General features: G+C 46.1%; 21 protein-coding genes. 9 read left to right on the top strand and 12 right to left on the bottom strand.

Annotation, left to right across the window (positions count from 1 at the left end):
- Positions 1-8: 8 nt before the first annotated feature.
- Positions 9-1,424 carry a PLP-dependent aminotransferase family protein gene (locus R8N49_RS16075; protein WP_176311490.1) on the bottom strand — a complete coding sequence of 472 codons (1,416 nt, stop codon included), beginning with the start codon at positions 1,422-1,424 and terminating at the stop codon, positions 9-11.
- Positions 1,425-1,578: 154 nt separating this feature from the next.
- Here R8N49_RS16075 and R8N49_RS16070 point away from each other — a divergent pair, with 154 nt between their 5' ends.
- From R8N49_RS16070 to R8N49_RS16060, 3 genes are read left to right on the top strand one after another with little or no spacing between them, the layout of a single operon-like run.
- On the top strand, positions 1,579-2,943 hold the full coding sequence (locus tag R8N49_RS16070; RefSeq protein ID WP_086047473.1) for a cytochrome ubiquinol oxidase subunit I: 1,365 nt from the start codon (positions 1,579-1,581) through the stop codon (positions 2,941-2,943).
- 28 nt (positions 2,944-2,971) lie between these two features.
- Positions 2,972-3,979 carry a cytochrome d ubiquinol oxidase subunit II gene (gene cydB / locus R8N49_RS16065; protein ID WP_047101326.1) on the top strand — a complete coding sequence of 336 codons (1,008 nt, stop codon included), beginning with the start codon at positions 2,972-2,974 and terminating at the stop codon, positions 3,977-3,979.
- A gap of 20 nt (positions 3,980-3,999) precedes the next feature.
- The gene (locus tag R8N49_RS16060; protein WP_005373267.1) at positions 4,000-4,128 is read left to right on the top strand and encodes a DUF2474 domain-containing protein; all 129 of its coding nucleotides are present in this window, start codon (positions 4,000-4,002) and stop codon (positions 4,126-4,128) included.
- Between the two features lie 69 nt (positions 4,129-4,197).
- Here the strand turns inward: R8N49_RS16060 and R8N49_RS16055 are convergent, their stop codons facing one another.
- Together R8N49_RS16055 and R8N49_RS16050 are read right to left on the bottom strand one after the other, a co-directional pair.
- Complete coding sequence (locus R8N49_RS16055) at positions 4,198-4,953, bottom strand: PhzF family phenazine biosynthesis protein (protein WP_186585396.1); 756 nt, start codon at positions 4,951-4,953, stop codon at positions 4,198-4,200.
- Positions 4,954-5,131: 178 nt separating this feature from the next.
- On the bottom strand, positions 5,132-6,013 hold the full coding sequence (locus tag R8N49_RS16050) for a LysR family transcriptional regulator (RefSeq protein ID WP_017820348.1): 882 nt from the start codon (positions 6,011-6,013) through the stop codon (positions 5,132-5,134).
- Between the two features lie 97 nt (positions 6,014-6,110).
- Here R8N49_RS16050 and budA point away from each other — a divergent pair, with 97 nt between their 5' ends.
- Genes budA through R8N49_RS16035 form a run of 3 tightly spaced genes read left to right on the top strand, consistent with a single transcriptional unit; the run spans position 6,111 to position 9,384 of the window.
- On the top strand, positions 6,111-6,896 hold the full coding sequence (gene budA, locus R8N49_RS16045) for an acetolactate decarboxylase (protein ID WP_017820349.1): 786 nt from the start codon (positions 6,111-6,113) through the stop codon (positions 6,894-6,896).
- A gap of 29 nt (positions 6,897-6,925) precedes the next feature.
- Positions 6,926-8,629 (top strand): acetolactate synthase AlsS, encoded by a 1,704-nt coding sequence (alsS, locus tag R8N49_RS16040; RefSeq protein WP_186585397.1) that lies wholly within the window; start codon positions 6,926-6,928, stop codon positions 8,627-8,629.
- On the top strand, positions 8,626-9,384 hold the full coding sequence (locus tag R8N49_RS16035; protein ID WP_258489481.1) for an SDR family NAD(P)-dependent oxidoreductase: 759 nt from the start codon (positions 8,626-8,628) through the stop codon (positions 9,382-9,384). Before alsS ends, R8N49_RS16035 begins: the two co-directional genes overlap by 4 nt.
- A 288-nt stretch (positions 9,385-9,672) precedes the next feature.
- Here the strand turns inward: R8N49_RS16035 and R8N49_RS16030 are convergent, their stop codons facing one another.
- From R8N49_RS16030 to R8N49_RS15990, 9 genes are all read right to left on the bottom strand, one after another.
- Positions 9,673-10,269, bottom strand: a complete 597-nt coding sequence (locus R8N49_RS16030; protein WP_186585398.1) for a methyltransferase domain-containing protein — start codon at positions 10,267-10,269, stop codon at positions 9,673-9,675.
- A gap of 136 nt (positions 10,270-10,405) precedes the next feature.
- Positions 10,406-11,608 carry a phenylacetate--CoA ligase family protein gene (locus R8N49_RS16025; protein WP_033906431.1) on the bottom strand — a complete coding sequence of 401 codons (1,203 nt, stop codon included), beginning with the start codon at positions 11,606-11,608 and terminating at the stop codon, positions 10,406-10,408.
- 9 nt (positions 11,609-11,617) lie between these two features.
- Positions 11,618-12,439 (bottom strand): ABC transporter ATP-binding protein, encoded by an 822-nt coding sequence (locus R8N49_RS16020; protein WP_017633695.1) that lies wholly within the window; start codon positions 12,437-12,439, stop codon positions 11,618-11,620.
- 80 nt (positions 12,440-12,519) lie between these two features.
- Complete coding sequence (locus tag R8N49_RS16015) at positions 12,520-13,764, bottom strand: ABC transporter substrate-binding protein (RefSeq protein ID WP_005373285.1); 1,245 nt, start codon at positions 13,762-13,764, stop codon at positions 12,520-12,522.
- 45 nt (positions 13,765-13,809) lie between these two features.
- Positions 13,810-14,877 (bottom strand): branched-chain amino acid ABC transporter permease, encoded by a 1,068-nt coding sequence (locus R8N49_RS16010; RefSeq protein WP_005382737.1) that lies wholly within the window; start codon positions 14,875-14,877, stop codon positions 13,810-13,812.
- Between the two features lie 11 nt (positions 14,878-14,888).
- A complete protein-coding gene (locus R8N49_RS16005; RefSeq protein WP_005373295.1) occupies positions 14,889-15,782 on the bottom strand; it encodes a branched-chain amino acid ABC transporter permease in 894 nt (297 codons plus the stop codon).
- Entirely contained in the window at positions 15,782-17,734 is a 1,953-nt protein-coding gene (locus R8N49_RS16000) for a long-chain fatty acid--CoA ligase (protein ID WP_054576076.1), read from the bottom strand. Before R8N49_RS16000 ends, R8N49_RS16005 begins: the two co-directional genes overlap by 1 nt.
- The gene (locus tag R8N49_RS15995) at positions 17,734-18,534 is read right to left on the bottom strand and encodes an ABC transporter ATP-binding protein (protein ID WP_005373297.1); all 801 of its coding nucleotides are present in this window, start codon (positions 18,532-18,534) and stop codon (positions 17,734-17,736) included. The genes R8N49_RS16000 and R8N49_RS15995 overlap by 1 nt, the downstream gene beginning before the upstream one ends.
- Before the next feature lie 242 nt (positions 18,535-18,776).
- Positions 18,777-20,414: an electron transfer flavoprotein-ubiquinone oxidoreductase gene (locus R8N49_RS15990; protein WP_186585399.1), complete on the bottom strand. Its 1,638-nt coding sequence runs from the start codon at positions 20,412-20,414 to the stop codon at positions 18,777-18,779.
- Between the two features lie 155 nt (positions 20,415-20,569).
- Between R8N49_RS15990 and R8N49_RS15985 the strand changes: the two genes are divergently transcribed.
- From R8N49_RS15985 to R8N49_RS15975, 3 genes are all read left to right on the top strand, one after another.
- Positions 20,570-21,322 (top strand): electron transfer flavoprotein subunit beta/FixA family protein, encoded by a 753-nt coding sequence (locus R8N49_RS15985; RefSeq protein ID WP_186585400.1) that lies wholly within the window; start codon positions 20,570-20,572, stop codon positions 21,320-21,322.
- Positions 21,319-22,245, top strand: a complete 927-nt coding sequence (locus R8N49_RS15980) for an electron transfer flavoprotein subunit alpha/FixB family protein (protein WP_186585401.1) — start codon at positions 21,319-21,321, stop codon at positions 22,243-22,245. The genes R8N49_RS15985 and R8N49_RS15980 overlap by 4 nt, the downstream gene beginning before the upstream one ends.
- An 87-nt stretch (positions 22,246-22,332) precedes the next feature.
- Positions 22,333-24,363, top strand: coding sequence for an acetoacetate--CoA ligase (locus R8N49_RS15975; protein ID WP_186585402.1), 2,031 nt, complete (start codon positions 22,333-22,335; stop codon positions 24,361-24,363).
- The last annotated feature ends 29 nt before the right edge of the window (positions 24,364-24,392 follow it).

The raw sequence follows: 24,392 nt of genomic DNA, 5'->3' as shown, positions 1-24,392 counted from the left end.
GAAAGTCGCTATTTCGCCAAATGCTCGCGAATAATATTAGCGAGCAGATTGAGAGCATGAACATATTTGTCATTGAGCTCAAAAGAAGCGTTAAGACGAATACAGTGATCGTATTGTTCTGTCAGGCTGAACATCTTTCCCGGTGCGATGCTGATATTACCTTTTAGCGCTTCTCGATATATCTGCAAGGCATCAATATGCTTGGGAAGCTCTAACCAAATAAAGTACCCACCGCTTTGGCTTAACACTTTGACTGCTTCAGGTAACAGCTCACTAAGCAGAACCGTCATCTTACTTTTACGTTCAAACAGCTTTTTCCGTAACTGCTTCAAATGAGATTCATAATTGCGGCTTGTTAAATAGTGTACCAATGTCATTTGCACTGGTGCACTCGTCGCTAATGTACTCATTAACTGTAACTTTTGTACCTCTAGCGCCCGCTTTCCCGCCGCAACCCAACCAATACGTAGCCCTGCGATTAATGATTTTGAAAACGAGGAGCACAACATGGTATTGCCCGTGTCATCAAACATTCTTAGTGGATAAACCGAGTCATTCCCTGCATGCAGTTCGCTGTACACGTCATCTTCAATCACTGGCACGTTATATCGCTGTGTCAGTTCAATCAGCTTTTGTTTTTTCTCGTTGGAAAGCGTAAAACCCAGAGGATTCTGGAAGTTCGACATCAGCCAGCACGCTTTCACATCGTGTGTTTGCAGCGCTCGTTCCAATGAGTCTAGGTCAATGCCCGTGACTGGGTCTGTTCTTACTGAGAGCGCTTTCAAACCTAACCGCTCTAAGGATTGCAATGCACCATAAAATGCAGGCGACTCCACAACCACCCAATCTCCCGGTCTTGTGCTGGCTTGCAAACTGAGCGTTAACGCCTCCAGCGCGCCTGCCGTAATGACAATTTCATCGGGTGAAATTTCAATGCCTTTCGCAGCATAACGCTTCGCGATGATGGTGCGTAATTGTTCGTTTCCCGGCGGTAAGTTATCAAAGGTGGTGGAAATCGGCATATTGCGAGCGGCTGCGCTCATCGCCCGATTCACGTGATAGCGTGGATACAAACTTGGGTCTGGATAGGCAAAGCCAAAATTGATCATGGATGGATTTTTACTCGCCTGCAGAACATCAAAGATAAACTCATTGATGTCTACCTGCTCTGTCCACGAAACCGCGGCTGGCGCTTGGGGTTCATTTGAACTCTTAATATTGGGAGCGACTCGATAACCAGAGCGCGGCTGTGACGTTACCCAGCCTTGAGATTCCAGAATTTGATAGGCATGCAACACCGTCATCAAGCTTAAACCCGAGTGTTCAGATTGGCGACGCAGAGAAGGCAGCTTGTCACCCGGATGCCATATCCCCGATTTTATCTGCCTTTTAAGCTGTTCCACTAACTCTTGATACTTCGCCAAACGCAAATCCCCTTCCCTAAAGCCGAATTCAAAATAATAACACTTCAATATTTAATCTGTTATAGGTTTATAGTCACTGTCTGTACCTACTTCCCTCATTCCGCTCCTCTTAAAATAGCTCTCTCATAAAACTTAAAAGATCAAAGGAAGTTTAATGTTTGGCCTCGACGCATTTATGCTTGCACGGATACAGTTCGCCTTTACGGTATCCTTTCATATTATTTTCCCCGCTATCACCATAGGTTTGGCCACCTATCTCGCCGTGCTGGAAGGCTTATGGCTAAAAACACGCAATCCCGATTACCAAAAGCTCTATCATTTCTGGTCGAAAATTTTTGCGGTTAACTTTGGGATGGGCGTTGTATCTGGCCTTGTCATGGCCTATCAATTCGGCACCAACTGGAGTGGTTTCTCCGACTTCGCTGGTTCTATCACTGGCCCATTACTGACTTATGAAGTGTTAACGGCATTCTTTCTCGAAGCCGGATTTCTTGGCGTAATGCTGTTTGGTTGGCGTCGCGTCGGCGAAAAGCTGCACTTTTTTGCAACCTCGATGGTGGCGTTAGGAACGATCATTTCGACGTTCTGGATTCTCGCCTCCAACAGTTGGATGCAAACGCCACAAGGCTATGAAATTGTCGACGGACGTGTGGTGCCAACCGACTGGTTTGCTATCGTTTTCAATCCTTCATTTCCTTATCGTTTGGCGCACATGAGCGTCGCGGCTTTCGTCAGTTCAGCACTCTTTGTAGGCGCGTCAGCCGCTTGGCATTTATTGAGAGGCAATCAATCGACTGCGGTAAAAACCATGTTTTCGATGTCGCTCGGGATCTTAGTGTTCCTTGCGCCACTCCAAACCGTGATTGGCGATGTGCACGGGCTAAACACTCTGGAACACCAGCCCGCCAAAATCGCTGCCATCGAAGGACATTGGGATAACAGTGATGGCAAACCAACCCCATTGATATTGTTCGGCATGCCAAACATGGAACAAGAACGCACAGACTATGCCTTAGAAATTCCTGTTTTAGGAAGTTTGATCCTACGCCACAGTTTAACTGAGCCAATCCCGGCACTGAAAGACTTCCCGAAAGAGGAACGACCGAACTCACCTATCGTCTTTTGGTCATTTCGAATCATGGTCGGGCTAGGACTTCTGATGATTTTACAGAGCTTCTACAGCATATGGTTACGAAAAAAGAACACGCTTTATACCTCGCGTTGGTTCCTCAAGTTTTCATTATTTATGGGGCCATCTGGTCTTATCGCAATACTCGCTGGCTGGTTTACGACAGAGGTTGGTCGGCAACCTTGGGTCGTTTATGGCGTACAAAAAACGCGTGATGCGGTTTCTGCACACGGAGACCTACAAATGAGCATCAGCCTGCTGTGTTTCCTTGTTGTGTACAGCTTGGTGTTTGGTTTTGGGTATTACTACATGATCCACCAAATCAAGAAAGGCCCCGATGCAATCGAACACGATGAGCACGACATGACGACCGTTTCAGGCCGCATCTAGAATTTGTCACAAAGTTAAGGTAGAGAATATGCATTTTGATTTATCCGTGATTTGGTTCGCGATCATCGTTTTTGCCACTTTGATGTACATCATCATGGATGGCTTCGATTTGGGTATTGGAATACTGATGCCCTTCATCAAGGATGAAAAACAAAAAGACGTCATGGTCAACAGTGTCGCGCCAGTTTGGGACGGCAACGAAACTTGGATTGTGCTTGGAGGCGCATCTCTATTTGGCGCTTTTCCGATGGCTTACGCGGTAATTATTGAAGCGCTAACCATCCCTTTAACGTTGATGTTGATTGCTTTGATCTTTCGTGGCGTCGCGTTTGAGTTTCGCTTTAAAGCATTGGAAAATCACTTAAAGTTCTGGGATCGCTCTTTTATGGTCGGCTCGATTTTAACCACGTTTTTCCAAGGCATCGTTGTTGGCGCGGTAATTCAAGGCTTTGCGGTGGAAAACCGCGTCTTCGTAGGTAGCCAACTCGACTGGCTCAGCCCTTTTCCCATCTTTTGTGGTTTGGGTTTAGTCGCAACGTACGCGCTGCTTGGTAGCACATGGCTCATCATGAAGACGGAAGGTGAACTGCAAAACACGATGCACCGCTTCACTAACAAAACACTACTGGCGATGATCTCCGCATTAGTCATTGTGAGCGCTTGGACTCCACTTGCTTACCCTGCCATTGCGGAAAGATGGTTTTCTCTGCCTAATTTGTTCTACTTACTGCCCGTACCTGTCATTACTGGGCTGGTATGTTTGAAGATTGCCGACTCCGTTAAAAAGCGTAAAGAGCGCAGCCCTTTCGTGATGGCGTTAGTGATCGTGATTCTCGGGTTCGCTGGGCTTGGCATCAGTATCTGGCCAAATATCATTCCTCCTAGCATATCAATATGGGAAGCAGCGGCTCCTGCAAGCAGTCAGCGCTTTATGCTCGTTGGAGCAGTGATCATCATCCCGATTATTCTGGCTTACACCTTTTGGAGTTACTACGTCTTCTCCGGAAAAGTAAAAGAAGGCGAAGCGTACCATTAACGAGTTGATAAGGAGTGAGTATGAAAATCAAAAATTGGTGCCGCCAATGGGCTTGGATGGTTGGAATATGGGTCGTTAGCGTCGCTGCATTAGGGTTAGTGTCTATGTTATTTCGCGTCATGATGACCGCTGCAGGGTTAAAATCTTAGCTCGGCACGTTTAAGTCAATAAAAAATGGATGCCTCTAGATCTTGTGTAAGAGCTAGAGGCGTTTGCATTCAAGTCCGACTTTTCACGTGTGCAGACAATACGATCGTAGATTCTAAACCGCGAGCCACTTCAAAATAACCACCAGCACGAGATAGCTGACGAGCCGTCAATTTTTCTTTGCCTAGCTTTTCAAACCAATAAGGCGCCAATGAGCACTGAGCCGAACCTGTGGCAAGATCTTCTGAAATACCGATTTTAGGTGCAAAGTAACGCAGCACATAGCCACTATCAGAACTTTGAGCCGTCACGATGACAGCATGAAACTCATCAATTTTAATCAGCTCATCAAAGTTAGGTTGATAGCGAACAACATCATCTTCTGATTCGAGAACAACAACCAAATCACGCGTTGTAAAAGCATCTACGGGGTGATTGGAAAAGCCTGAAATACCCAAGGGGATGGCATGAGGCTTGGCTAGCCAACTTGGCATCACTATCCGATACATTCCATCCAGTCCAGTAACGGTAACATGACCATACTGACTTTGTAGAATGACCTCGTTCTTATGATAGTTGGAAATGATTGCAGCGCCTGCGCCCAAACTTCCGTGTCCGCATAGGTTGATCTCTCCTTCTAGGCTAAACCAGCGAATGTGGTAGTCACTGCCAGACTGAACCACAAATGATGTGACAGGTTGAGCGACCTGATGAGTGATTTGAAGTAATTCAGAATCACTCAGCCAGTGATTTAGTTCGACAACGCCACATGGATTACCTTGAGCTAACTCATCACAAAATACATCAAATATTTGCGCTTTAATCATCCATCACCCTTGCGGTTTAACCATGCATTAAATCAAGGTCCTCGTCATTATCATCTCGATAAAAACGAGAGTTCAGCTATCAAGTCAACTTGATGTAGGTAATATATACGACAACAGAGTCGCAATCTTCAGTAAGTTTTGTTCGTTGGGTACAATCGACAGGTTATATGACAAAGCTTTAAGCCTCAACATGACCGATGTGCATGGCTACTTTTAGCGCTTGTTTATTGAGATTAGACGCCTCCCAAGCAACAACAACACGACTAGTGAGAGGGATATCCTCAATCTCGGCGACTGTCGCGGAATCATCGAGATGTTCAGCCAGTGAGCGCGGAACGAGAGCGATACCTAACCCAGCCTGCGCCATGGCAATCGTCGTACGAAGTTGCGGTGCTGCGAACTGTGGTTCGAGCCTTACTCCTGCGTCGGCAAAAAGTGTGCTCATGCCATCAAACAATGCGGGTCCAGTCTCTCGTGGAAACAGTAAAATTTTATGGCCTCTCAACTGTTTCATCTGGATACAGGGATATTTTGCCAGTTCGTGGCCCGCCGGAATCACCGCGACAAACGGGTCGTTAAACAACACCTTGTGCTCAAAAGGCTCACTGGCGTAACAGGGTAGCCGCATGATTGCGAGATCAAGTTGTTTGCTTTTTAACTGAGTGGCAAGCTCTGGCATTGACAGTTCCGCCGTCTGTAAATGAACCCCATTCTCTTGAATACGCCCAATCCTCTCCAATACCTTAATGCAGGTTGATGTTGACGTCGCGAACCCAATTTTAACCTGCGTATTTTCACCACGGGCAATCTGTCGGGCTTTTGCTTTAGCGCGTTCCACATCAGCAAGAATATTTACCGCATCCGTATAAAAGACTTGCCCTGCATGGGTCAGTTCTACTCCTCTAGACAAGCGCTTAAATAAGTCCACGCCAAGCTCGTGCTCTAGCTTTTTGATTTGTTGACTCAAAGGAGGTTGCGCAATCCCTAACCGTTCAGCTGCTCGGGTAAAGTGACGAGTCTCGGCGACCGCGACAAAATACTTCAGGTAGCGAAATTCCATATATTTTCCATATCAAAATAAATCTTTTTTATATTGGATTTAGCACCGTGTAGAAGTCAATCTAAATATACTCTTCATTGCATAACTGGTCTTACTCATGCGTGGATTTTATAACCCTCTATGCGCTTGTTCGCTTGAAGTAGCGAAAGAATTTTCTGAATACCATCACGTTACCGGAGATGGTGAGATTTATCAGACTTCGTTAATGAGTGCTTTGATCGCTGGTGTTTACGAAGGCTCGACAACCATAGAAGAACTGCTGAAACATGGGGATTTTGGTTTAGGTACGTTCAATGAATTGGATGGTGAGTTGATTGCTTTTGATAAGGAAGTTTTTCAACTCAAGTCGGATGGCTCCGCAAACCCGGCAGACCTAGAGCAAAAAACGCCCTTTGCTGTCATGACTTTTTTTAAGCCTGATATCGAGCTGCCATTGACATCGCGCATGTCACGTCATGAAGTCCATAGCCTCATAGACGACCTGGTTCCAAGCGATAACCTATTTTGCGCAGTGCGCATTGATGGTGTTTTCGATTCAGTTCGTACTCGTACCGTACCTAAACAAACACGCCCTTATCGACCAATGCTTGAAGTGGTCAAAGAACAACCAACATTCCGCTTCACGCATAAGCAAGGCGTGGTCGCCGGCTTTCGCAGTCCTAAATATACGACTGGCATCAATGTACCCGGCTATCACGAACATTTTATTACCGATGACCGCCAAGGAGGTGGTCATATCCAGGATTACAGCATTTCGTCAGGATTTCTCCAGATTGGCAAAGTCTCACGGCTAGTGATTGATACCCCAGTATCGACAGACTTCCTCAACGCCAATTTGGCTCCGGAAGATATAAATACCGCCATAGAAAAGGCGGAAAAGTAACAAAGTCAGGCAAATAATAAGGACAACAAATGCAATCCAAACCTTCAAATAAAAATGGAGCTCAGTTGATCGCTCAACAGCTAGAGTCTCTCGGCATTAAGTACATTTTCGGTATTCCCGGTGCAAAAATCGATCGACTGTTCGATGCGATTGAAGACACTAACATCCAAATGATTCCGGTACGCCACGAGGCTAACGGCGCATTTATGGCGGGCGTTATGGGAAGACTAACCGGCAAAGCAGGCGTCACAATGGTTACGTCAGGCCCTGGCTGTGGAAATCTAGTTACGGGGGTTGCAACAGCAAACTCCGAAGGCGATCCGCTGATTGCTATCGGTGGTGCGGTGAAACGAACTGACCAGCAAAAACAAACACACCAGAGCATGGATACCGTCAGTATTTTTCGCTCTATAACTAAGTTCAGTGCTGAAGTGCAGCATGTGGACGCCGCAAGCGAGATCATGGCGAACGCATTTCGTATCGCAGAGTCAGGTCGTCCTGGGGCTTGCTTTTTGAGTCTCCCCCAAGATGTTTTATCCGAGCAAACCCAAACGGACATTATTGTCCCCTCGCCTTACACACAGCCTGGTTGCGCAGACATCGCAGCAATCGAAGAAGCGGTCAGTCGAATCAGTAAAGCAAAGCGCTGTGTGGTTTTACTTGGCCTTCACGCGAGCCGCAGTCAAAACGCTGCTGCTATCGCTCGGTTTCTTCAAAATACGCAGCTACCCGTTGTCGGCACTTACCAGGCCGCCGGCACGGTAGACATCAATTACTATCATCACTTTGCTGGGCGTGTCGGTTTGTTTAATAACCAACCTGGCGATGTTTTACTGCGGGACGCCGATTTAATTCTCACCATCGGCTTTAGCCCAATAGAGTATGACCCTGAGCTTTGGAACAGCCGCCGCAACCCAGTGATTCACCTCGATATTGAACCAGCAGAATACCAACTTAATTATCAGCCTTGTGTTGAAATCGTCGGAAACATTGCGCAGTCATTAGACAAGATGGGCAGCTATATCTCTGAATATGCTCGCCTTTCCCCAACGGCACTTTCAGTACTGGAAGAGGTAGCACTGCAACGGCAAGTGATCAAAACCTATCCCAATGTCTATAACAAGCAAGGATTTCATCCACTGGCGCTAATAAAAGCTATGCAATCTATCATCACACCGGATACCACGCTATGCCTTGATATGGGGAGCTTCCACATCTGGATCGCTCGTTACTTGAGCTGTTTTCGAGCTCGCCAAATGCTGGTGTCTAACGGCCAACAAACAATGGGCGTTGCACTCCCATGGGCCATTGGTGCCAGCCTACTAAAACCTGGTAGCAAAGTGGTATCGATATCAGGAGACGGCGGTTTTATGCAATCGAGCATGGAGTTAGAAACCGCGGTTAGACTGAACTGCAATATCGTCCATATTGTGTGGGTTGATAACGCCTACAACATGGTAGAAATGCAAGAGGTCAACAAATATCAGCGCTGCTCTAGTGTGAAATTTGGACCAATTGATTTCAAGGTCTACGCCGAATCATTTGGCGCGAAAGGCTTCGCAGTGACTAGTCAACACGAATTACTACCGACATTGAATAAAGCCATGGATGTTGAAGGACCAGCAGTGGTGGCTATCCCCGTAGATTACAGCGACAACGACAAACTGATGTTGCCGCGCACAGAGAAAAATCAAGATCCCGTTTTTGTAAGTTTCGAAGGAGAAATCGCATGAGAGGATTAAAAAATAAAGTCGCACTCGTGACTGGCTCTGCCAATGGCATTGGTTTGGCCATCGCAAAACGTTTGTATGAAGAAGGCGCAAACGTCGCTCTTGCCGATTGGAATGAAGAGCAGTTGGCAAACGCCGTTGAGGGCTTTGATAAACAGCGTGTGTCGGCACATTCCATTGATGTTTCTGATCCAGACAAAGTCCCAGCACTGATTTCTGATGTTGTTACCCGTTTCGGTAAACTGGATATTTTAGTAAACAATGCAGGCGTACATGTCCCTGGTACCGTGATTGAAGGTAGTGTGGAAGACTGGAAGAAGATCTCTGGTGTAAACATTGACGGCGTCGTTTATTGCGCGAAGTTTGCGTTACCTGAACTCTTAAAAACGAAAGGTTGTATGGTAAATACCGCGTCCGTTTCCGGTTTGGGTGGTGACTGGGGTGCCGCATTCTATTGCGCGAGTAAAGGCGCAGTGGTGAACCTTACCCGAGCGATGGCATTGGACCATGGTGCGGATGGGGTAAGAATTAACGCCGTATGCCCAAGCTTAGTAAAAACCAACATGACGAACGGCTGGCCGCAGGACATCCGCGATAAATTCAATGAGCGCATTGCGCTTGGCCGAGCAGCCGAACCTGAAGAAATTGCGTCTGTCGTGACTTTCTTGGCAAGTGATGACGCATCTTTCATTAATGGCGCAAACCTACCTGTAGACGGCGGTGCCACCGCATCAGATGGTCAACCTAAAATAGTATAAGCATGAAATAGACAGATCAGTAAGAGACGTTCTACTACCTTTCGGATCGATGCTGATCTGTCGCTTTACGCTCTGAGCACATAACCCGTGCCAGCAATAAACTCAACCACTCAACCGCTGTTAGAGATATCTCAACAACTTAAAACCAGCAACGAGAAATTAATTTTTCACACAAACCGACAAACTATGTGAGCATTCCATCAGGCATAGAGTGAAGACTTATATATCAGCGATTCACAAAGAACCAGAAAGTTTCCGCGAATACTTCTTCAAAAAGATTAAAAGCGACTAACACTTCTGCCACACCATCCATTGCTCTCTGCCTTTAAAAACCTCAACACTGTTTGCCACCACTGAGGACTTCACAAGTTCAAACGTGGGCTCTAGAAAAGCTGCCAACTCCCCACTTCGCAAACAAAATGGAGGGAAGCGTGATAGGTAATTATCATCAATGACGAAAAAACCAATTAGAAAACCTCCGCTTGGCAATAATTTATCCACCATCGAAAAGTATTCTGACCACATATCTCTCGGTAGTGCTGCGAGAAAGGCCCGCTCGTAAATGACATCAAACGAGTGAGAAAAATCGGCATTAAATACATCACCCAATACGACTTTATCTTTGTAGTTACCTAACGCTGATTGCGCCATTTTTACCGCTTCTTGGCTGTAATCCATCGCGATCACGTCATGCCCATATTGAATAAAAGTGCTCAGTTCATAAGCGGCACCACACCCAGGAATAAACACTGACTGGCCTACATGAAGTGAATTGTCAAGATAGTCCTTGAGTTCTTGAGGTGTCGATTGGGCATCCCAAGGCATAGTGCCTCGGATAAACAAATCATCCCAGAATTGTGTGTTAATCATTGGTGCCTGTTTCATTTACCCGCTCCCTGATTGCGGTAGTAAAAAATAAAGGGATACGCAGCGCAATGTGATATCCCTTTTCTAGCCTTTTGTCTGACGTTGTTAGTTTTTTATGACAACCACTTTCTACTGCACTTATGCCACCAATGAGTTAACTGCGAAGATCATTGATTAACGGCTGCTCCGCTTGGTTCGGTACAAACTGGACATTGCCTTTCAGTTTAGTGACAGACTGGAGTGTTGCTTGAATGTCCTCTGCTGATACATGCACATCATGACAACAGAAAGTAATGGCATCGTTGAAGCCATCGCGCTCAATTTTCAAGGAGCCTTTAATATCGTGGCGACGACAGACTTCTTGGATCTGATGCGGATAAACAAACAGCCCTTTTACTTTCACCGCGGAGTCTGCTCGTCCCATCCAGCCCTTAATTCGTGCATTCGTGCGTGAAGAATCAGAACTTGTCTCTAGATATGCCGATAAATCTCCCGTTGCGTAGCGAATCAGCGGGAACTTCTCATCAAGCGAGGTTACAACGACTTCACCGACTTCTCCCGGTTGTACAGGAACACCATCAGGATCAACGATTTCAACAATAATATCTTCGGCAATCACTAATCCTTGTTCACCAGACACTTGATAAGCAATCAAACCAAGCTCTGCACTTGCGTAGGCTTGAAAGACTGCAATGCCTTTTTCCTCAAACATCTGTTCCATGTCTGCTGTAACCGCTTCACCAGAGACCAGAGCTTTCTCAAAGCTAGGCAGCTCATTGTATTTCTCTTGGTACTTTTGTAGCAACGTCAGCAAATACGAAGGTGTACCAGTGTAACCATTAGGTTGAAGCTGTTTAATTGCCTCTATTTGCGCTTCGGTATTGCCTACTCCAGCCGGAAATACCGCACAGCCACAAGCCCTTGCGCCACCATCCATAATAAATCCGCCAGGAGAGAAATGGTAAGAGAGCGTGTTATGCACTAAATCACCCGCACAGAACCCAGCAGCGTGAAACGCGCGCCCCATACGCCAGAAATCGGCCTCATCCGTTTGAGCCTCATACAACGGCCCAGGAGATTGGAATACGCGCGCCATTTGACCAATGGCAACGCTATTTAAGCCACCAAACGGCGGTTTAAGTTGCTGCTGATTAGGTACATTGAACTTACGTGTAATCGGGAACTGAGCAAGCCCTTCACGATTGTTTGCCAATGTAGGATCTAACTCAGAAAAATGCGCTGCGTAATGTTCGCTATTGGCTTTCGAATTCTCAATCAGTGCTGGCAAACGTTGAAACAGCGACTCTTCTCGCGCCTGTAGAGACAACGATTCTTTCGCATCAAATAGTTCGTTCATCCTTGCTCCTTACAACCAACGCTTACGACGTTTGTAAGATTTCAGATTCTTAAAGCTCTTGCGATCTTCATCGCCGCCGCCAAGGTAGAATTCTTTTACGTCTTCATTGTTTAGCAATTCGTGCTTGCTGCCATCTAGTACGATTTTGCCTGATTCCATGATGTAACCGTAATCGGCCGCTTGAAGAGCGAAGTTGGCATTCTGTTCAACCAAAAGCATGGTAATACCTTGCTCTTTGTTGATCTTGTTAATAATGCTGAATACTTCTTTAACTAGCAGTGGAGAAAGCCCCATAGACGGTTCGTCCAACAAAATCATCTTCGGTCGAGCCATTAACGCTCGGCCAATCGCTAACATTTGTTGCTCACCGCCAGACAAATAGCCCGCCAGGCCAGTGCGCTCTTTGAGTCGCGGGAAATAGTCAAACACCATTTCGATGTCTTGTTCAACTTCGTTGTCAGAGCGTGTATAAGCGCCTAAGCGAAGATTTTCTATTACCGTCATATCTTCAACAATTCGGCGCCCTTCCATAACTTGGAAGATGCCCGAACGGACGATCTCTTCCGGGCTTTTGTTGTCTATGCGTTCGCCCATGAAGTTGATTTCGCCGCGCGTCACTTCACCATCTTCGGTTTTCAATAAACCAGAAATGGCTTTCAACGTTGTGGATTTACCCGCACCGTTGGCGCCCAGTAAGGTCACAATCTGCCCTTTTGGAACTTCTAAACTCACACCGCGAAGTACTAGTATTACTTCGTCGTAGACGACTTCAATGTTGTTCACTGAAAGCAGTATTTCTGCCGGTTCGATATTCGTTGCTAATTCAGCCATCAAACTACTCCTTGCTAGGGTGAGAGTGTTCTCTCACCCATCCTTATTTTCAGTAGGCTTTGTTATTAATAAGTCGTAAATTAGTAACCTAGCCAATCGTCACGACGTGACAATGTCACCTGTGATACTTTCTTAATATCAACTGCACCGCCATCGTTGTTACCCATAAAGACGTTCACGGTTGTTGTGCCTCGGTGATCTTCCGGTTTCCAGTTCGCAGGGACACAGACACCTTCTAAGCCTTGTGGTACCCAGTTGTCATGGACATACATGCCCTTCTTGATGTTTTCACCTGTGATGCCACCATTATCTTTCGCCCACTCCATCGCTTCTTTCATATAGAACGCAGAACAAATACCGCGAATGTAATGGTGAGTTCTGAATTCGCCCGGCTCTGATTCAGACTGCTTAGAAATCTCACGAACCAGCTTCATGCCTTCGTTATCGTCTCCCCAAAACGCCGTCATACCTGGGAAAACGTAATCTTTAAGGCCATCGCCTGCTGCTTCAAGCACTGGCTTGTCGCCGCCCCAAATGTTTGCCATGTACTGGAACTCTGTCCCAACCGTGTTACAAGACTTCACTAGTGAGATAACCGAGCTACCGATATTGGCAATGTAACCGTAGTTGGTGCCTGACTCTTTCAGCGACAAACATTGCGCTTTGAAGTCCCCTGGTTTTAGTGACACAACGACTGGGTTTTGCACATCAAAACCAAGCTCTTTGGCGTACTCTGCACACGCTTCTTTTGGCGCATTCGGGAATGGATGGTTATCGCCAATGTGCGTAAATTTCGGCGCACCTTGATTGCCCTTAGATTCCCAATCTTCTTTCGCCCACTTAACTAGCGCACGGCACGCATCTGAGTACGACGCACCATAAAAGAAATTATAAGGCGCTGGTTTCGCGGTTTTTGGGTTTTTGCCAGTTGGGTCAGTTAAGTGACCAGAGTAAGAAGCAGAGAACACCGGCACTTTGTCTTTGGTAACAAACGAAATAAGCGCTTCGGTATCCGCCGTACCCCAACCTTGCAGCGCAACCATGTCTTTACGCGCAACCCAACGTTTATAGTTAGAAATCGCCACTGGTACTTTGTACGCCATGTCTACTGTTTCAAATTCGAGCTCGGTACCGTTAATGCCACCGTTTTGGTTAATCCAACGCAATGCGTCTCGCACGCCAGAACCATAAGGCTTGCTCACATAGGCAGTTGGTCCAGAAAAGTCGACTAATTGCCCGACAAACACAGAATCTTTTGCCCAAGTTGCGGTAGTAAACAGTGCAGATGACAGCACCAACGTTGTCGCTAAATGTCCTTTGTTCATAACTCGTTGTCCTTGTTATTGAGGTATATTCCACTTAATTCCACGTTAATATGAGAACGGATAGTGTTTCCAATATGCTCGAATCTGTTGCCAGCGATGCGATAATCCTTGAGGTTCGAAAATGAGGAACAGCATGATGACTAGACCAATCGCCATTTCTTTGAAGTAAGCCAGACCATCAGTGAAAGCGGTGGTATCACCAAACGCTGAAAGCCCCGTTACGCCAAACTCCAAAACTTCAGGCAGCAATACGATAAATATCGTCCCCATCAATGTGCCTTTGACTGAACCCAAGCCACCAATGATGATCATTGCCAAGAACTGGATAGACATCATGATGGTGAAGCCTTCTGCTGATACAAACCCTAGATAATGTCCGTAGAGTGCACCCCCGATGCCCGCATAGAATGCACACACTCCAAATGAGAGCAGACGATACTTGGTTAGGTTGATGCCCATGATCTCTGCTGACAGATAGTGATCTCGTACTGAGACAAACGCGCGACCGTCACGAGAACGGATTAAGTTTGATGCCCACATATACATGAAGATCAGCGCAAACAGAGCGATGTAGAAGAAGCTTTCGTCAGTCGTAAACTCAAAGCCAAACAAATTAATTGGGTTCGCGCTTGCACCGTATGAGCCGCCACTGAACCAATCTGCGCGAGCAAAGAAGTCCTCTAGAATAAACTGCGCCGCCAACGTTGCGATAGCTAGATATAAACCTTTAATTCGAGCCGCTGGCAGACCAAACAGCATCCCCACAATCATGGTTAAGTAACCCGCAAGCGGAATCGCAAACACGACTGGAATGTTAAACTGGTTATTTAGCCAAGCCGATGCAAAGGCGCCAAAGCCAAAGAACGCACCGTGACCTAGCGAGATTTGTCCGGTAAAACCAACCAAAATGTTTAAGCCCAATGCCGCGATACCGAGGTATGCAATCTGAATAAACAGGTTTAGGAAGTAAATATCCAAGACCAGCGGTGCTGCCAGCATGGCGATGACACCTGCAATCGCAAGGCTTCTGATGGTTTTGGTTTCAAAAATTGGCGTATCGCTTTTGTATGTGGTTCGAAAGTCCCCACATGGGCGCATGCTAAGTTGAGCCATGTTATTTCTCCTTAAATACGCTCAATATCTTTGGTACCAAACAGGCCATATGGCTTGAAGGCAAGAATGATTAACAGCACATAGAATGGTGCGATGTTGTATAAGTTACCCACTTGCAGGTATTGGCTATCAAAAAACTCAGCCAAGTTTTCTAGCACGCCGATGGTGATACCACCGACAATTGCGCCGACTACCGAATCTAAGCCACCTAAAATAACGGCTGGGAAAACTTTGATACCAATAATGGATAGCGCGTCAGATACGCCGTTAACGATACCGATAACAATCCCTGCTGTTGCAGATACCATTGCCGAAATGGCCCAACTGATGGCGAACACTTTCTTGATGGAAATGCCAAGACTCTGGGCTACTTGCTGGTTGAATGCCGTTGCGCGCATTGCCAGACCCATTTTGCTGAATTTGAAGAACCAGTAGAACGCGCCCATGATGAGCATTGAGAAGATCAAGCTCAGAATGTAAGCAAACTCAACATTCAAACCTCCGATATTCACCACGTTGGTTTCGAACACTTGCGGGTACGAAACAGCCGAGACGCCGAATATCCACTTCATCAGCGCTTGGAAGAACATAGATAGACCGATGGTCACCATGATCACAGAGATAATCGGTTCACCAATCAACGGTCTGAGCACAATGGTTTGCACGGCGATACCAAAAATCATCATGAACGCGAGCGTGAGTAAAAAACCGATAAAAAATGGTAACTGTAGGTGTACCAATGCCGCCCAACATACCCACGCGCCAATCAACAAAAACTCACCCTGAGCAAAGTTGACCACCTGGGTCGATTTGTAAATCAATACAAAGCACATGGCGACAACGCCATACAACATGCCAACGATCACGCCATTAATGACGAGTTGCAGTAATAAATCCGTATTCACTATGCGATCCTCCGTTGTTCGCTATCCACTAGTGTTGGCTCATGCTCAATAAGCGTTTCAATAACTAGCGACGTTTGAATGCGTGTTTTGGTGCCATCTTGATAAGTGATCACTGTATCGACATCGACTTTTGGATCGTCGCTGTAGATGGTTTCGATGATGTCTCCGTATTTCTCTGCAACCACACCACGGCGTACTTTACGTGTGCGAGTTAGCTCTCCATCGTCGGCATCCAGCTCTTTGTAAAGTAGAATGAATTTGCTGATCTTCTGTGCATCCGGTAGGGATTCGTTCACTTTTTGAACTTCTTCACGAATCGCTTGGTACACTTCTGGTTGAGCAGATAAGTTGGTGTAGTTGGTAAATGCCAAGCCGCGTTGCTCTGCCCACTTCGCGACAATCGCATAGCGAATACAGATGATGGCAGACAGCCAAGGTCGACCTTTACCTACCACCACGGCTTCTGCAATAAACGGCGAGAACTTGAGTTTGTTTTCGATAAACTGTGGCGAATAACGGTCGCCATGGCTGGTTTCCGACATATCTTTCAGACGATCAATCACCACCAAGTGACCGGAATCTTTAAAATAGCCCGCATCGCCTGTGTGCATCCAACCATCTTGAACATCTTCATCATATGCTGCTTGGTTGTTTAAGTAGCCAGTAAACATGCCTGTACTTTTCGCGATGATTTCACCAACGCCATTGCTGTCCGGGTTGATGACTTTCACATCTGCATTATCAAACGCAACACCAACGGAATCGTAATCCACATCATCCGCTTGGTGCACGGTGTATGCGCCACACATTTCGGTCTGACCATAAAGCTGCTTAAGTGGCACACCAATAGCTTGTAGGTAACGGAAAGTATCCGGTCCCATCGCCGCACCGCCGGTTGCCGCAGATGTCAGGTTCGAAAACCCTAAACGGTCACGCAGAGCACGCAGAAGAATCCATTCAGCCAACTTAGAGCGTTTACCCTGCTCCAGCGCTTTGTTGGCTAAGCTCATGCCCAGTTTGTACATCTTTTGCTTAAACGGTGTCGAATCCATCATTCGTGCAGACACGTCTGCCACAATGTTTTCCCACACACGTGGCGCTAACAGCACAAAGTTTGGACCGATTTCACGCAAGTCGGACATCATGGTTTCTTGTTCTTCCACAAAGTTAACGATTTGACGAGAAATCAACGCCTGACCAACCACGTAAACCTGCTCCATAATCCAAGGCAAAGGCAGAACAGAAACGTAGTTGTCGCCTGGGGAACGAGGGTCTGCACGCAAGTAAGCCGCACAGTGATCCAAGAACGTGCCACTGTGTAGCTGAGCCAATTTTGGTTTAGAAGTCGTACCCGACGTAGTACAAAGAATTGAAAGATCGCTGCCTTTGGTTTCAACAACCATATTGAGATATTTGTCTGGGTCCGCTTTATCAATCAGCTGACCTTTTTTGTAGACCTGTTCAACATCAATTAATCTTGGATCATCGTATTTACGCATTCCACGAGGATCGCAGTAAATAATGTATTCAACGCTAGGAATTTCATCACCAAGCTCAAGCAGCTTGTCGCATTGCTCTTCATCTTCGGCAATCACGACTTTTGCTTTGGCATAGTTGATAAGGTACGCCACCTCTTCGTGCATAGAATCTTGATAGATGCCCAGCGAGAAACCTTTGATCGCATGTGCCGCTAACTCGCCCCATACCCATTCAGGACGGTTATCACCTAGCAAACCAACGACATCTTGCTCACCAATACCTAAATCTTGTAGTGCCAGTGCCATCCACTTGACGCGGTTTTCATAATCCTTCCAAGTGAACTCTCGCCATATACCAAACTCCTTTTCACGCATTGCGACTTGCTCGGGCCAGTTCTTGGCATTGTGTTGCAACACTTTTGGAAAGGTATCTAAGCGGGTTATATCTGCCCAATCATTATGTTGCTGTGCCATTATGCACTCTCCTCTAATGTCGGTAGCTCTTCGCCTAAGTACGCTTGTTTCACATGTGGGTTGGCCATCACTTCTTCAGGCTCACCTGTAGCAATGTGTTTCCCGAAATCCAAAACCAAAACGCGATTAGAGATGTCCATGACCACGCCCATGTCGTGCTCAATCATGATGATCGTGATATCTAATTCTTCATTCAGATCCATGATGTAACGTGCCATGTCTTCCTTTTCTTCCAAGTTCATACCTGCCATTGGTTCATCAAGCAGCAGTAACTTAGGTTTTAAGGCAATGGCACGAGCAAGCTCTACACGCTTACGTAAGCCGTAAGATAGGGTGCCTGCAGTCGCTTTTCGGATGTGCTGGATTTCTAGAAAATCGATCACGTCTTCCACATATTTGCGGTGCGCCATCTCTTCTTTCTGCGCATTAGAGAACCAATAGAGTGGCCCCGTGACGAAGTTGTTTTTTAGTAGGTGGTGTCGGCCAACCATGATGTTGTCCAGTACCGACATGTGAGAAAAGAGCGCTAAGTTTTGGAAGGTTCTTCCCAACCCTAACTCAGCTCGTTGGCTAGGTGTCCGTTTAGTTACATCATCTCCAGCGAAGATTACAGAGCCTTTGTTTGGTGTGTATCGACCAGAGATGCAATTGAGCATTGAGGTTTTACCTGCACCGTTTGGGCCAATGATTGAAAAAATTTCCTTTTCATTCACATGGAAGCTCACGTCAGTTAAAGCTTTCACCCCACCAAAAGCCAATGAAATATCGTTTACCTGCAACAGAGGCGATTCCGATACCATAGTTGATCTCCCTTTCGTTATTTTAAGTGCGTTCCATTGAGCACTATTTGATCAAACCTAACTTTGATACTGGTAACCGCTTTTACACCTATGCATCAACTTTGTATTCAGTTTACGTAAACGTCAATTTAAAATCAGAATAGTGCCTGAAAGATTAAGTTGCAATCGAGTTCATCGAGAAAGATTTGAACTAACGCAAACTTTAAGTAAATAAATTGTTAATAAAAATTATTCTCAAACGCTTACATATTTGGATAGTTCGGACCACCACCACCTTCTGGCGGAGTCCAGGTAATATTTTGACTTGGATCTTTGATGTCGCAGGTCTTACAGTGGATACAGTTGGCCGCATTTATTTGCAGCTCTGGCTGCTGCTCCCCCTGTACGATTTCATACACGCCAGCCGGACAATAGCGCTGTGCTGGCTCTGCATATAATTCAAGGTTCTGCTCAATAGGGATCCGCTGGTTCTCCAGTCGTAAGTGGCATGGTTGATCTTCCTCATGGAAGATATTGGATAGATAAACGGAAGAGAGGCGATCGAAACTTAACACGCCATCAGGCTTCGGATAGACAATTTCATTGCTGTTTTCCGCCAATAACAGAGACTGATGATCAGGCTTATCACAGCGGATATGCCACTTAGCTTTACCTTTTAACACGTTATGTTCCAGCAGCGCTAAACCACCGCCCAGCCACGATCCAAAGCGGTGGATTCCACTTGAGAAGTTACGTGCTTGATAAAGCTCTTCATACAGCCAAGACTGTTTGAAATGCTTTTGATAATCAGCAGTAACTGACTGACTCTCAAGGGCTTCACATACTGCTTCAGCGGCAAGCATTCCAGATTTTATTGCGGTGTGTGTGCCTTTGATTTTAGCGCCGTTAAGTGTTCCTGCATCACAGCCAATTAACAAGCCACCAGCAAACTGCTGCGTGGGAAGCGAATGAAAGCCGCCCTTGGTAATCGCTCTCGCGCCATAGCTAATAGGCTTCCCATTTTTGAGGTATTGCTCAATCAACGGGTGGTGTTTAAAACGTTGAAACTCATCAAATGGACTCAAGTGCGGATTCTTATAATTCAAGTCAACAATCAACCCGACGGCAACTTGGTTTCCCTCTAAATGGTAGAGATAACTGCCACCTGTAGCTTCATTTGATAACGGCCAACCTAATCCGTGCACTACTAAACCTTGCTGATGCTGCTCTGATGGGATTTCCCACAGCTCTTTAAAACCGATAGCGTAGTGTTGAGGCGTTTTCTCTTCAGCAAGATTAAATCGGTTAATCAACTGCTTACCAATATGCCCCCGTGCGCCTTCAGCAAATAAAGTAAACTTCGCTCGCAGTTCAATACCAGGTTCGAAATTTCCTTTTTGTTCACCATTTTTATCTAATCCCATATCGCCCGTGATCACGCCACAAACACGACTATCTTCATCGATGATCGCTTGACTGGCGGTAAAACCTGGGTAGACCTCCACCCCTAAGTTCTCAGCCTGCAACGCCATCCATCGGCATAGACTGCCCAAACTTATGATGTAATTACCTTTGTTATGTAACGTATTAGGCACCGCCCAAGAAGGCAGTTCATGACCATTGATGTCATTGCCTAGATAGTAGGTTTTATCTTGGTTTACTTTGGTATTGAGCGGCGCGCCTTTCTCTTCCCAGTCGGGAAAAAGCTCATCCAAACTCCGCGTTTCAAACACCGCACCCGATAAAATATGCGCTCCAACTTCAGAACCTTTTTCTACCACGCAAACAGAGAGGTCTTGTTTTTTTTCTGCTGCTAATTGTTTGATTCGGCATGCCGCAGACAAACCTGCGGGACCAGCGCCTACAATCAGAACATCAAATTCCATGCAGTCTCTTTCCATGATTGCATTCCTTTTTCTTTGCATGTTGCCAACTTGTTAATCAACAATATATTTAAAGTTGACGCAAACGTAAAGGTAAATTAACATCATTTTAAAGACGTCATCACATCGTCTTCACTGTAAACACATAGTCTTCACTGTAAAAGGAATCTAACGTGAAAATACTAGTGCCAATCAAAAGGGTCATTGATCCCTACGTTAAAGTTCGCGTGAAAGCGGACCATAGCGATGTTGAAACCAATAACGTCAAGATGACGATTAATCCATTTTGCGAAATAGCCGTTGAAGAAGCCGTACGACTAAAGGAGCAAGGTATTGCAGATGAAGTCATCGTTGTCAGTGCCGGCGGTAGCCAGTGTCAGGAGCAACTACGTACTGCGCTTGCGTTAGGTGCCGATCGCGCTATTCATATCGATACTGAAGACAAAATAGAGCCATTGGTCGTCGCTAAGCTGCTCAAAGCTCTGGTTGAGCAAGAACAAGCACAGCTTGTGATTACGGGTAAACAATCCATTGATACTGACAACAACCAAGTGGCTCAGATGCTGGCCGCCCTACTTGACTGGCCTCAAGCAACTTTCGCTTCCGACGTGAAGATTGAAGATCAAAAAGTTCAGGTCGTGAGAGAAGTGGACGGCGGCTTGATGACGGTCACGATGAACTTACCTGCGGTGATCAGTACTGACTTACGCCTGAATGAACCGCGTTTTGCCTCTTTGCCTAATATCATGAAAGCTAAGCGCAAGCCGTTAGATACCATCACACCTGACAGTCTGGGTGTTGAAGTGGTATTTAGCCAAACCATTCAAGAAATCACACCGCCAGCGCAAAGAAAAGGTGGCATCAAGGTTGAATCTGTCTCAGAGCTTCTCGATAAGCTGCGTAACGAAGCGAAGGTGATTTCATGAAGAACTTAATCATAGCAGAGCATGACAATAACCAATTGCATGCGGACACACTCAAAGTGGTTAATGCAGCAAAACAAGTCAGCCAAGACAATGTTTTGATCGTAGTGGGCCACCAGTGTGAAGAAGTCGCTCAGCAAGCTTGTCGCGTTGATGGTATATCAAACGTAATTTGTGTCGATGATGAGCAACTTAAGCATCAATTTGCCGAGAGTATCGCACCTACTGTAGTGAGTATTGCTGAAGGTTTTGACGCAATCTGGGCTAGCTCATCATCAAAAGGGAAAGATCTTGCACCGCGAGTAGCAGCGAAGTTCGGCGTTGGGCAAATTTCCGATATTGTCCAAGTTATCGATGAAAACACTTTTGTCCGCCCTATTTACGCAGGAAACGCATTTGCCAAAGTGACCACCAGCGACAAGGTTCGCGTCATCACCGTGCGCGCGTCTGCGTTTGAGCCGGTTACTTGTCACAACCAAGCTGATATTAAGCATCAGCAGGTAACTATCTCAGCTCCAATGGTTGAATTGGTTTCTGTCGATAAAACCGTGTCAGAGCGCCCTGAATTAAGCGCGGCAGAGGTGGTTGTGTCAGGTGGACGCGGGGTCGGTAGCAAAGAGAACTTCGCGTTGATCGAACAAGTGGCCGATAAACTAGGTGCTGCCATTGGCGCTTCTCGCGCGGCGGTTGATGCCGGGTTTGTTGCCAACGACTTACAAGTGGGTCAAACCGGTAAAATCGTTGCACCTAAGCTTTATATAGCGGTTGGGATTTCCGGTGCCATCCAGCATCTTGCAGGAATGAAGGAATCCAAAGTGATTGTCGCGATCAACAAAGATCCAGAATCTCCTATCTTTGAAGTTGCCGACTATGGATTGGTTGGTGATTTATTTGAGGTACTACCTCAGCTTGCCGAACAACTTTAAACGATCAGTTAAGGGGCGAACACTGCTATGTTCGCCCCTTTATTTTGTTTTTGGTCATATTCAAAAGAATTGAAATTAGAGGGACCTATGCCAAATTCTGCACCTATTTGGTCACCATCTGCTGAGCGCGTCAGCAATAGCAACTTATTACGGTTCATCGAAAAGGTTAATAAAGACAAAGCCGAAGGTACCGTAATCAACAATTACACGTCTCTACACCAGTGGTCCATTGAGCACAATGATGAATTTTGGCGACATACTTGGCAGTTTTGCAACGTAATCGGAGATATAGGTTCGCAAATCAAGAGCCTTGGCAGTCCCAAATGGACACAAACAGGTTCTAATCATCACCATGTAAATAGAGACACAGTATGGTTTGCTGACGCCACGCTGAACTACGCAGAGAACCTCCTATCTCAGGCTGAGCAATCACCAGAGCGTGAGTTTATTGTTTTTAGCAATGAAAGCGGTGAACACAGACAACTCACCGGTAAACAGTTGCTTGAACAAGTTTCTGCCATTCAACAATGGCTACTCAATTGTGGTGTCGGTAAAGGCGATGTCGTTGCGGGTTATTTGCCCTACCTTCCTGAAACCGTTATTGCCATGCTGGCCACCACCAGTCTTGGTGCCATTTGGACTTCAACCTCTCCTGATTTTGGTATCGATAGCGTCGTAGAGCGTTTTGGTCAGGTCAAACCGAAAGTTCTTTTTTGCTGTGATGGCTACCAGTTCGGAGGCAAAGCTTTCGATATGACGAACAAGAACACCACTCTTAGTAGTAAGTTAAGCAGTGCCTCCGAAGAGACTACTATTAGCGTATGCCAAATCGAATATTTACAAAACGCTGAGAGTGCTAGCACTTCTGAGTTTGTTTCTTGGTCCGATATTACTCACCACTTTTCTCCACAATCAATTCAATATCAACCAACGCTGTTTAATGACCCGTTATTCATTTTGTATTCTTCTGGTACAACAGGTCAACCTAAGTGTATTGTCCATTCCGCAGGCGGTACCTTGCTCAATCACCTCAAAGAACATCAACTGCATTGCGACATCAAATCGCAAGACAAGGTTTTCTACTACACAACATGTGGTTGGATGATGTGGAACTGGCATGTTTCCGCTCTTGCGAGTGGTGCTGCCTTAGTGATTTACGACGGTAGTCCGGTTTACCCTGATCACTCCGTCTTATGGCAATTAGCAGAAGAACATAGCGTGTCGCTGTTTGGTACTTCAGCGAAATACTTAGAAGCACTGGAACAGGCAAACTGCTCTCCAAAACTAGAACATAACCTGAAGTCACTCAAAACTCTTTGCTCAACTGGTTCGGTGCTTTACCCAGAACAATTTAGTTATGTCTATCAGCACATCAAGCAGGACTTACATCTCGCTTCTATCGCTGGCGGCACGGATATTTGCGGATGCTTTGTACTGGGAAACCCTATCTCACCAGTTTACAAAGGTGAATGCCAAGGCGCAGGGCTGGGAATCGACGTGCGTGTTTTGGACGACGAGGGAAAAACCATTACACAGCAACGCGGCGAACTAACTTGCAATAACTCACTACCTAACTTCCCTATTGGCTTCTGGCACGACAACGGCGAACGCTATCACAACGCTTATTGGAGCAAGTTTACCGATATCTGGCACCATGGCGACGATGTGATGCAAACCGAACATGGCGGTTTTATTTTTTATGGCCGTAGCGATGCGACATTGAATCCAGGCGGCGTACGAATCGGCACCGCTGAGATCTATCAGCAAGTGAACGCGTTACCCGAGGTCGAGGACTCCATCGCCGTCGGCAAGTTAAACCAGCAGTCTGAAGAAATCTGGTTACTAGTAAAACTCGCTCACAACGTCGAGTTAACCCAACAACTCACCGATTCAATTCGCCAAACATTGAAAACAAAATGTTCACCGCGCCATGTCCCACGACAAATTTTTGCTATCAGTGATATTCCTAAAACGCGCTCAGGCAAATTGGTTGAGCTAGCAGTGAAACAATTGGTAAACGGACAAGCTGTAAAAAACATTGGTGCTATTGCTAACCCAGAAGTGCTGGAAGAAATTAAAACGCTTTTCAACATAGAAAGTGGCGCCACTGTCAATTAGAGACTCAACAAGTCTTCCAACAATACAGA

It is taken from the genome of Vibrio sp. 1978 (genome assembly GCF_033344345.1).
Note: the sequence above shows the minus strand (reverse complement) of the source record. Positions and strands in the feature narration are given on the sequence as shown.